Below are 9422 nucleotides of genomic sequence, written 5' to 3' on the forward strand. Positions count from 1 at the left end.
CGGCCCGCACCATGTGCTCCTTGGCTTGGCGTATGGTAAATTCGCCGAAGTGGAAGATCGAGGCGGCCAGCACCGCGGTGGCGTGGCCTTGCCGGATTCCGTCGACGAGGTGGTCGAGGTTGCCGACCCCGCCCGAGGCAATAACCGGTACGGGAACACTGTCCGCAATGGCCTGGGTCAGCGGCAGGTCGAAACCCTGCCGGGTGCCGTCGCGGTCCATCGAGGTCAACAGGATCTCGCCGGCGCCGAGAGATACCACCTCCTGCGCGTATTCGATGGCGTCGATCCCGGTGGAGTTGCGGCCGCCATGGGTGAAAATCTCCCAGCGGTCGGAGCCGCCGGCGCGCTTGACCCGCTTCGCGTCGATCGCGACCACGATGCACTGCTCGCCGAACTTTTCCGCCGCCTGCTTGACGAATTCACGGTTGCTCACCGCGGCCGAATTGATCGAGACCTTGTCGGCGCCGGAGCGCAGCAGCGTCTTGATGTCCTCGATGGTGCGGACCCCGCCGCCGACGGTCAGCGGCATGAAGCAGGCCTCCGCCGTGCGCCGCACGACATCCAGCATGATGCCGCGGTTTTCGTGGGTCGCAGTGATGTCGAGGAAACACAATTCGTCGGCGCCGGCGGCGTCGTAGGCAATCGCCGCCTCGACCGGATCACCGGCATCGCGCAGGTCGACGAAGTTGACGCCCTTGACCACCCTTCCATCTTTCACATCGAGACAGGGGATCACGCGAACCTTGAACATCTCTGGTCTCCTAGGCCGCGGCGCGCGCGTTGCGGATCAGCGCGAGCGCAGCGGCGGGATCGAGCCGGCCGTCATAGAGCGCACGGCCGGCAATGGCGCCGGCGAGCTTTTTCGCGCGCGGCTCCAGCATCGCCCTGATGTCCTCGATCGAGGCGAGACCGCCGGAGGCGATCACGGGAATCGAGATGCACTCGGCCAGCGCAATGGTCGCATCGAGGTTGAGGCCCTTCAAAAGTCCGTCGCGGGCGATGTCGGTGAAGATGATGGCGGCAACGCCGGCATCCTCGAATCGTTCAGCGATTTCGAGCGCGGTGACCTGCGAGGTCTCGGCCCAGCCCTCGACGGCGACCTTGCCGTCGCGCGCGTCGAGCCCGACGGCGACGCGGCCGGGAAATTTTCTTGCCGCGCTCTTCACCAGTTCGGGATCGCGCACCGCCGCGGTGCCGATGATGACGCGGGTGATGCCCTTGTCGAGCCAGGCTTCCACCGTCTCGAGATCGCGGATGCCGCCGCCGAGTTGCACCGGCATCGTGACGGCCTTGAGCATCGCCTCGACCGCGAGCGCGTTCATCGGCTTGCCGGCAAAGGCGCCGTCGAGATCGACGACGTGCAGATATTCGAATCCCTGCTCGGCGAAGGAGCGCGCCTGCGCGGCGGGATCGAGGTTGAACACGGTCGCGCGCGCCATGTCGCCCTGTTCGAGGCGCACGCACTGACCGTTTTTCAGGTCAACGGCTGGAAAGAGAATCACGGCTTCCACTTCAAGAAATTCGAGATCAAAGCGAGGCCGAAGCGCTGGCTCTTCTCGGGATGAAATTGCGTGCCGATCGCGGTGTCCTTGCCGACGATCGCCGTCACCGGCCCGCCATAGTCGGCGCATGCCAGCACATCCGCTTCGTTCGAAGCGTTGAGGTGATAGGAGTGCACGAAATAGGCGTGGCGGCCCTTTGGCCCGAGCGGCAGGCGCTCCAGCACCGGGTGCTCGCGCAAGAGGTCGAGCGTATTCCAGCCCATGTGCGGGATCTTCAGGTTTTCCTCGCGTGGCGAAATCTTCTCGACGTCGCCTTCGATCCAGTTGAAGCCTTCGGTGACGACATGCTCCTTGCCGCGCGTCGCCATCAACTGCATGCCGACGCAGATGCCGAAGAACGGCCGCGCCTTGACGCGCACCGCTTCCGTCATCGCCTCCAGCATGCCGTCCACCGCGTCCAGGCCACGTCGGCAATCGGCGAAGGCGCCGACACCGGGCAGCACGATGCGATCGGCGCGGTACACCGTTTCAGGGTCGCGCGTCACCATCACCTTCTGCGGTTCTTGCATGCTCCGCGACGCCCGCTCGAACGCCTTTGCCGCCGAGTGAAGATTGCCGGAGCCGTAATCGACGATCGCTACCGTCATCGCGGCCCTCCCGGCTCGGGAAACAGGCCGATGATGCCGCCCTGCGGCAATGGCGGCGGCGGCTTGGAGAAAGGCTGGCCCGGAATGTTGCGGGTCGGCGGCGGCGCGCCGCGATCGACCGACCGCTGGTCGTTGACCAGACCGCGGTGTCCGCCGGCCCAGCGCTCGAAGAAGCGGTGCTCGGCGGCTTCCTCGTCGTCGGCCACCACGATGTCGAGCTGGCGCCATTTGCCCCGCGACAGCGTCCAGCGTCGCAGGCTGGCGGCCTCCAGGCCCATCAGGATCGCAATCAGGACGTTAACGACGAACATCGTGCCGCGGCTGGCGCCGAGCGCCGCCATGCCGAACTGGAGCGCGACCATCAGAACGATCCAGCCGACCAACACCAGCCACAGCCGGTGCCACAACAGCCAGATCACGCTCGCGACCGCCGCCCAGAAATGGAAGCCGTCACGAACGAAGACATACCTGTCGGCCGCCGAAAGATCGGCGCCGTTGGCTACCGGAGCATGCACTGTGTAGACCGGCATCGAACCTCTCCGCCGCGACCCAAAAACGCGAACAGGAAATCAGCCGCCGAGCTGACCCTTGGTGGACGGCACTTCCCCCGCCGCGCGGGGATCGATCGCTACCGCGGCGCGAAGCGCCCTTGCCAGACCCTTGAAACAGGATTCGGCGATATGATGGCTGTTCTCGCCATATAGGGTCTCGACGTGCAAAGTCACGCCGGCGTTGATGGTGAAGGCGTTGAACCATTCGCGCACCAGCTCGGTGTCGAACTGACCGACCTTGTCGCGCGGAAACTCGACCTTGAACACCAGCACCGGCCGGCCCGAAATGTCGATCACGACGCGCGACAGTGTCTCGTCCATCGGCATGTGGATCGAGGCATAACGGGTGATGCCGGCCATGGTGCCGAGTGCCTGCTTCACGGCCTGGCCGAGCGCGATGCCGACATCCTCGGTGGTGTGGTGGTGGTCGACATGGAGGTCGCCGTCCGCCTTCACGGTGATGTCGATGCGGGAATGCCGGGCCAAGAGATCGAGCATATGGTCGAAAAAGCCGATGCCGGTCGAGACCTTTGATACACCGGTACCGTCGAGGTTTACCGCCACCTCGATGTCGGTTTCCTTGGTCTTGCGCTTGATGGACGCTGTGCGCATGAAAACTGCTTCCCTCTGGCCGCTTGGGGGCCGAAATCGCGGCCCTTTTAACAGGCCGATGTCACCTTCGCTACTGCGGGATGACACCCAGGGAGCCCAAGTTCGGTCTATGGTGACCGGAATCCGGGCTCCGACGCGCGATTGTAACCCTCCCCGCCAGCCCCTAAATCTGACGGGAACGAGGACAATCCATGCAAGCAACTGAAAGCAACCTGCCGATCTGGCACGGCACGACGATTTTGACGGTCCGCAAGGGCGGCAAGGTGGTCATCGGCGGCGACGGCCAGGTCTCGATCGGCCAGACCGTCATCAAGGCCAACGCCAGAAAGGTCCGCAAAATCGGCAAGGGCGACGTGATCGGCGGCTTTGCCGGGGCCACCGCCGACGCCTTCACCCTGTTCGAGCGGCTGGAGAGCAAGCTGGAACAGTATCCGGGGCAATTGACCCGTGCGGCGGTCGAACTAGCCAAGGACTGGCGGACCGACCGCTATCTGCGCCGCCTGGAGGCGATGATGATCGTCGCCGACAAGGACGTCTCGCTGGTCCTGACCGGCACCGGTGACGTGCTGGAGCCGGAATCCGGCGTGATGGCGATCGGCTCGGGCGGCAACTATGCGCTGGCCGCCGCCCGCGCCCTGGTCGACACCGACAAGGACGCCGAGACCATCGTCCGCCGCGCGCTCGACATTGCCGCCGACATCTGCGTCTACACCAACCGCAACGTCACGATCGAGACGCTCTAGCGGGAGCCGCCGGGTGATCGCGCCGGACTATCTGTTCCGCCCGATGACGGCAGCCGATCTGCCGCGGGTCCGCCGCTGGCTCGCGGAGCCGCATGTCGTGCAATGGTGGGGCGATGCGGTCGAACAGTATGAGCTGATCAGCGGCGACCTTTCCGAACCCGCCATGGACCAGTTCATCGTCTCGAGCGGCGGCAGCGATTTTGCCTATCTGCAGTGCTATTCGCTGACCGCGTGGAATTCGGGTTTTGGCGAGCATCCGGACGGCACCCGCGGCATCGACCAGTTCATCGGCGAGCCCGGCATGATCGAACGCGGCCATGGTTCGGCGTTCATTCGCGCCTTCGTCGACGAACGCTTGCGCGACGGCGCGCCACGCATCGTCACCGATCCGGATCCGGCCAACGCACGGGCCGTTCGCGCCTATGAGAAAGCGGGCTTTGAAAAGTCCGGGATGGTCGATACACCTGATGGCCCCGCCCTCCTGATGGTCCGCAACGCATGACCTCGACCAGCAGTATCGACAAGGCACCTCCAGCCAGCACCCTTTCCGCCTGGCAGTGGCTGGCGATCGCCGCCGCCATTCTCGCAAGCCAGGCCGCGATCCTCTATGGCATGGGACGCCTGCCGATCTGCGCCTGCGGCTACGTCAAGCTCTGGCATGGCGTGGTGCAGAGTTCGGAGAACTCCCAGCACATCGCCGACTGGTACACGCTGTCGCATATCCTGCACGGCATCCTGTTCTACGGCGCGACGATCCTTGCGTTCCCTCGCCTCGCCTGGCAGGGCCGCCTGATCCTTGCCATGCTGGTGGAAGGTGGCTGGGAACTGGTCGAGAATTCCGACTGGATCATCAACCGCTACCGTGCCGGCACGATCTCGCTGGATTATTTCGGCGATACGATCGTGAACTCGATCTCGGACTCGCTGGCGATGATCGGCGGTTTCCTGCTGGCGAAAAAGCTGCCGGTGGGCATCACCGTGGCGCTTGCGATTCTGTTCGAGCTCGTGATGGCGCTGCATATTCGCGACAATCTGACGCTCAACATCATCATGCTGATTCATCCCTTCGAGGCAATCAAGCTATGGCAGAGTGGCCCGCCGATCATCTGAGGCGTTCCAGCCACGCCTTGCTCTCGCAACACCGGACGCCTACCTAGGACCCATGACCGACTTTTCTCCCCGTGAAATCGTCTCCGAACTCGACCGCTTCATCGTCGGCCAGGCCGACGCCAAGCGGGCGGTATCGATCGCGCTGCGCAACCGCTGGCGGCGGCTGAAGCTCACCGGCAGCCTCCGCGAGGAGGTTCTGCCGAAAAACATCCTGATGATCGGGCCGACCGGCGTCGGCAAGACCGAGATCGCAAGGCGGCTGGCAAAGCTCGCCGCGGCGCCGTTCCTCAAGGTCGAGGCGACCAAATTCACCGAGGTCGGCTATGTCGGCCGCGACGTCGAGCAGATCATCCGCGACCTCGTCGAGGTCGCGATCATCCAGGTGCGCGAGCGCAAGCGCAAGGACGTGCAGGCCCGCGCGCAGCAGGCCGCCGAGGAACGCGTGCTGGATGCGCTGGTCGGCCCCGCCTCCAGTCCGGCGACACGCGATTCCTTCCGCAGGAAGCTGCGCGCCGGCGAACTCAACGACAAGGAAATCGAGATCGAAACGCAGTCCTCCGGCGGCATGCCGATGTTCGAGATCCCGGGCATGCCGGGCGCGCAAATGGGCGCGATTTCGATCGGCGACATCTTCGGCAAGATGGGCGGGCGGACCAAGACCCGCCGCCTGACGGTGGAGGGCTCGCACGAAATCCTCGTCAATGAGGAATCCGACAAGCTGCTCGACAGCGACCAGCTCGTGCTCGAAGCGATCGCCGCGGTCGAGAATAACGGCATCGTGTTCCTCGACGAGATCGACAAGATCTGCGTTCGCGAAAACCGCGCCGGCGGCGACGTCTCGCGCGAGGGCGTGCAGCGCGACCTGCTGCCGCTGATCGAAGGCACCACCGTCACCACCAAGCACGGCGCGGTCAAGACCGACCACATCCTGTTCATTGCCTCGGGCGCCTTCCATATCGCAAAGCCGTCGGACCTGTTGCCGGAATTGCAGGGCCGCCTGCCGATCCGCGTCGAGTTGGAAGCGCTGACCCGCGACGACCTGCGCCGCATCCTGACCGAACCGGAGGCCTCGCTGATCAAGCAGTATGTCGCGCTGCTGCAGACGGAGGGCGTCACCCTCGACATCACCGACAGCGCCATCGACGCGCTGGCCGATATCGCGGTCGCCGTCAATTCGACGGTGGAGAACATCGGCGCGCGGCGGCTGCAGACGGTGATGGAGCGCGTGCTCGACGAGATTTCATTCTCCGCGCCGGACCGTCATGGCGAGACCTTCAAGGTCGATGCCGACTACGTGCAGAAGCACATCGGCGACCTCGCCAAGAATACGGACCTGAGCCGGTTTATTCTGTAGGACGAGACCGTCGTCTCCGCCAACGCGGAGGCCGTTCTAAAATCGCGCGCGCCTGACGCGGACATAGAGCGCGCCCTCGCCGCCATGGCCGATATGGGCTTCCTCGAAGCCAACCACCAGCGCGCGGAATTCCGGGAGGCCGAGCCATTGCGGCACCTGGCGCCGCAATACGCCACGTTCGGACTCGGCGCCGATCTTGCCCTTGCCGGTGATGACGAGCACGAAGGTCATCCCGTCATGGTGCGCGCGTTGCAGAAAGCCGAACAGCGCCCGATGCGCCCGCATCTGCGTCATGCCGTGAAGATCCAGCCGCGCATCGATCTCCTTGCGGCCGCGCGACAAATGCGAGCGCTCGCGGCGGCCGATCGGCGCCAGCGGCGGCGGCGGTGATGGTTTTGGCGAAGCGACGATTCGCACTGGCGCGCCGGGCTTCGGCGGTGCGGCTACTTTCGGCGCAGCGTGGGGAGCAGCTTCCACCGGGGCCATCGAAGGCTTCACGACGCGATGCCGCTTGCGCAGCGGCTTGACCTGCTTGGCGACGCTTTCCCAGAGCGCGCGCTCCTCCTCGCTGAGGGCACGCTTGCGCCGCGGCGGCTCGGGCAATTCGGGGATCTGCGACCTTCGTTTCATCGACGGTAGCGATATCGGCGCAGCTGACGTTGATGCGGCTTTACCGAGATGGTTTCGACCTTTGGCCGTGGCTCGGGCAACGGTACCGGCTTTGCGACGGCGGTCTCAACCGTTGGAGCGGGCGCGGACGCGGGCGGCGAAGTCTGCGCCGGGGGTCTGGTCCCGGTCGCCGCGGTCACGTCAGGCGGCTTCGCAAGGTTCTTCTGGCCGCTGGATGGCGCTGTCTGCGGAAACAGCCTTGCGATCTTCGCCGAGGGCCGGTCGTCTGGAACCGGCAGCTTGCGGCCGCGCGACATCGGGTCGAGGCTCTTCGGCACCAGGATGACGAAGCGCGCATTGTGGCGGAGGCGACCGGCCACCTTGCCGGCGTCAGCCCCAGCGCCGAAGTAGAGATCGGCGCGCGCCGGCCCGACGATCGCCGAGCCGGTGTCCTGCGCGATCATCAGCCGCCGGAACGGCGTCTTCGATAGCTCCGATTCGATCGGCAGTTCGCCTTCGATGAAGAACGGCGTGCCGTACACGTGCAGCGATTTGTCGACCGCAATCGAACGGCCGGGCGTCAGCGGCACGCCCTGCGCGCCGACCGCCTCGTCCTTGTCGGAAAGCTGTACCTCGCGGAAGAAGACGTAGGACCGGTTCTGCCGCCGCAGCTCGTCGGCCTCGTTCGGATTCTGCTCCATCCATTCCCGGATCTTCTGCATCGACATCTGATCCCTGGGGATGATGTTGCGATCGATCAGGATGCGACCGACCGCCGTATAGGGAAAGCCGTTATGTGCATCGTAGTTGATGCGAACGGTCGAGCCGTCGTCGAGGCTGACCCGCGCCGAGCCCTGGATCTGCGAGAACAGCAAATCGGTCTGATTCCGCAGATAGCAGATTTCGAGGCCGCGGCCGGCGATGGCGCCATCCTCGATCTCGGCCCGGTCGTAATAGGGCACCAGCTTGCGGCGGCCGATCTTGCGAAACACCTGGCCCTTGTTGGGCAGACCGGCGGAGTTCTGGGTGGTGCCGCGAACGAACAGATTGGAAGGCCGGCGATAGACCGGCACCTTGTAAACCTCGTTCTCGGTCCGTGATCCCTCGACGATGGGTTCGTAATAGCCGGTGACAAAACCCTCGCCTTCGCCCAGCCGCGAGATTCGCAAGGGCCGAAAATGCTCTTCGAAAAACGCTCTGGCCCTGGCGCCGTCGGATAGTTCGAGGCCCTTGGCCACGAGGCAGGGATCGCGCAGCGAAGTGCCGAGCGCCTTCGAATCAACAGGCGGCTTTTGCTGCGCCGCTATCGGCCTGCAACTGACGCGAAATGCCTTGTAGGCGGCGAGATGGTCATCCTCGCTCCAGCCCGCAATCTCGGACCAGGCGAGCGGCGCATACTGGCCGCCATCGATCTGAAGCGGCAAGTCGAGCTCAGGATATGGCAGGTGCCGGGCAGGCGGAGGATGTGCATGCCTTGGCTGACGCCCGTGGCGCGCAAAGACATCCGCCGGCGCGAGCGACAGCGCCAAAGCGATCGCGCCGAACGCGAGCCTCAAAAGGTTCTGCGTCTCAGGCCGCGCTTCCAGTGCCAACCAGCTTCCAGTTCGGATCGCGAGAGCTCGTGTCGCGGGCAAAGGTCCAGACGTCGGTGATGTCGGCGACCTTGTCGGGATTGCCGTCGACAATGGCGCCGGTCTTGTCGCGGGTGACCGAGATCATCTGCGACACGAAACGAACGGTGAGTTGCACCGCGCGGTCACGGGCTTCCGCGTTCACCAGTTCGGCCTTGTCGATCGAAACAAACCGAGTTTCGGTCTTCTGCTCGTGCTTCTCGCGATCCTTGATCACGGTCTCGAAGCTGTCATAGACCTCGCTCGACAGCAGATCCTTCAGCGCACGGCGGTCGCCATTGGCAAACGCCAGCACGATCATCTCGTAGGCGCTCCGCGCGCCGGAGAGGAAGTGGCCGGGATCGAACGAGGAGTCCTGGGCGGAGATGGCATCGAGACCGGCGGCCAGCGCCGTGCCCGGCTCGGCAATGCCCTTCCAGCGATCGGCCGGCGCAACCTCGGCATTCGGGGCCAGCGGCGACTGGTCGATCACGGTGCCGGGCATCGGAACGACGTTGTTATTGTCCTGGGTCCGTTGCGCGACGGTGGGCGCCGCGCGGTCATAGGGCCGCTCGCTGCCGGTGCGCTGGCCGAGGACGCTGCGCAGGCGCAGGAAGATGAAGACCGCCAGCGCCAGGAAGATGATGGTGTAGATATCCACGTCGTATTCGCTTTCTGGTTCTA

The 9422-nt window shown here is 64.9% G+C and carries 12 protein-coding genes; 4 read left to right on the top strand and 8 right to left on the bottom strand.

All coding sequences use genetic code 11. The features are described 5' to 3' along the window. The 5 genes from hisF to hisB form a co-directional block, all read right to left on the bottom strand. Positions 1–751, bottom strand: a 751-nt coding sequence (gene hisF, locus V7E26_RS27215; RefSeq protein ID WP_324422317.1) for an imidazole glycerol phosphate synthase subunit HisF, incomplete at its 3' end; no start/stop codon positions are given. Positions 752–761: 10 nt separating this feature from the next. Then, complete coding sequence (gene hisA / locus V7E26_RS27220) at positions 762–1502, bottom strand: 1-(5-phosphoribosyl)-5-[(5-phosphoribosylamino)methylideneamino]imidazole-4-carboxamide isomerase (protein ID WP_324422319.1); 741 nt, start codon at positions 1500–1502, stop codon at positions 762–764. After that, positions 1499–2149 (bottom strand): imidazole glycerol phosphate synthase subunit HisH, encoded by a 651-nt coding sequence (gene hisH / locus V7E26_RS27225; RefSeq protein ID WP_324422321.1) that lies wholly within the window; start codon positions 2147–2149, stop codon positions 1499–1501. The genes hisA and hisH overlap by 4 nt, the downstream gene beginning before the upstream one ends. Continuing rightward, positions 2146–2679 carry a DUF2628 domain-containing protein gene (locus tag V7E26_RS27230; RefSeq protein ID WP_324422322.1) on the bottom strand — a complete coding sequence of 178 codons (534 nt, stop codon included), beginning with the start codon at positions 2677–2679 and terminating at the stop codon, positions 2146–2148. The genes hisH and V7E26_RS27230 overlap by 4 nt, the downstream gene beginning before the upstream one ends. Positions 2680–2718: 39 nt before the next feature. Then, positions 2719–3312 carry an imidazoleglycerol-phosphate dehydratase HisB gene (gene hisB, locus V7E26_RS27235; RefSeq protein ID WP_324422324.1) on the bottom strand — a complete coding sequence of 198 codons (594 nt, stop codon included), beginning with the start codon at positions 3310–3312 and terminating at the stop codon, positions 2719–2721. 191 nt (positions 3313–3503) lie between these two features. Between hisB and hslV the strand changes: the two genes are divergently transcribed. From hslV to hslU, 4 genes are read left to right on the top strand one after another with little or no spacing between them, the layout of a single operon-like run. Continuing rightward, positions 3504–4055 (top strand): ATP-dependent protease subunit HslV, encoded by a 552-nt coding sequence (gene hslV / locus V7E26_RS27240; protein ID WP_324422326.1) that lies wholly within the window; start codon positions 3504–3506, stop codon positions 4053–4055. 16 nt (positions 4056–4071) lie between these two features. Beyond that, positions 4072–4557 (top strand): GNAT family N-acetyltransferase, encoded by a 486-nt coding sequence (locus V7E26_RS27245; RefSeq protein WP_324422334.1) that lies wholly within the window; start codon positions 4072–4074, stop codon positions 4555–4557. Next, complete coding sequence (locus V7E26_RS27250) at positions 4554–5165, top strand: DUF2585 domain-containing protein (protein ID WP_324422328.1); 612 nt, start codon at positions 4554–4556, stop codon at positions 5163–5165. The genes V7E26_RS27245 and V7E26_RS27250 overlap by 4 nt, the downstream gene beginning before the upstream one ends. A 52-nt stretch (positions 5166–5217) precedes the next feature. Continuing rightward, on the top strand, positions 5218–6519 hold the full coding sequence (gene hslU / locus V7E26_RS27255; RefSeq protein WP_324422330.1) for an ATP-dependent protease ATPase subunit HslU: 1302 nt from the start codon (positions 5218–5220) through the stop codon (positions 6517–6519). Positions 6520–6555: 36 nt separating this feature from the next. Here hslU and V7E26_RS27260 read toward each other — a convergent pair whose 3' ends face one another. The 3 genes from V7E26_RS27260 to V7E26_RS27270 are packed head-to-tail and all read right to left on the bottom strand — an operon-like array spanning position 6556 to position 9399. Beyond that, positions 6556–7149 carry a Smr/MutS family protein gene (locus V7E26_RS27260; RefSeq protein WP_324422332.1) on the bottom strand — a complete coding sequence of 198 codons (594 nt, stop codon included), beginning with the start codon at positions 7147–7149 and terminating at the stop codon, positions 6556–6558. Next, entirely contained in the window at positions 7146–8720 is a 1575-nt protein-coding gene (locus V7E26_RS27265) for an MltA domain-containing protein (RefSeq protein ID WP_442893490.1), read from the bottom strand. The genes V7E26_RS27260 and V7E26_RS27265 overlap by 4 nt, the downstream gene beginning before the upstream one ends. After that, positions 8698–9399: a Tim44/TimA family putative adaptor protein gene (locus tag V7E26_RS27270; RefSeq protein WP_324422338.1), complete on the bottom strand. Its 702-nt coding sequence runs from the start codon at positions 9397–9399 to the stop codon at positions 8698–8700. The genes V7E26_RS27265 and V7E26_RS27270 overlap by 23 nt, the downstream gene beginning before the upstream one ends. Positions 9400–9422: the final 23 nt, after the last annotated feature.

It is taken from the genome of Bradyrhizobium sp., from assembly GCF_036735945.1.
Classification (GTDB): domain Bacteria; phylum Pseudomonadota; class Alphaproteobacteria; order Rhizobiales; family Xanthobacteraceae; genus Bradyrhizobium.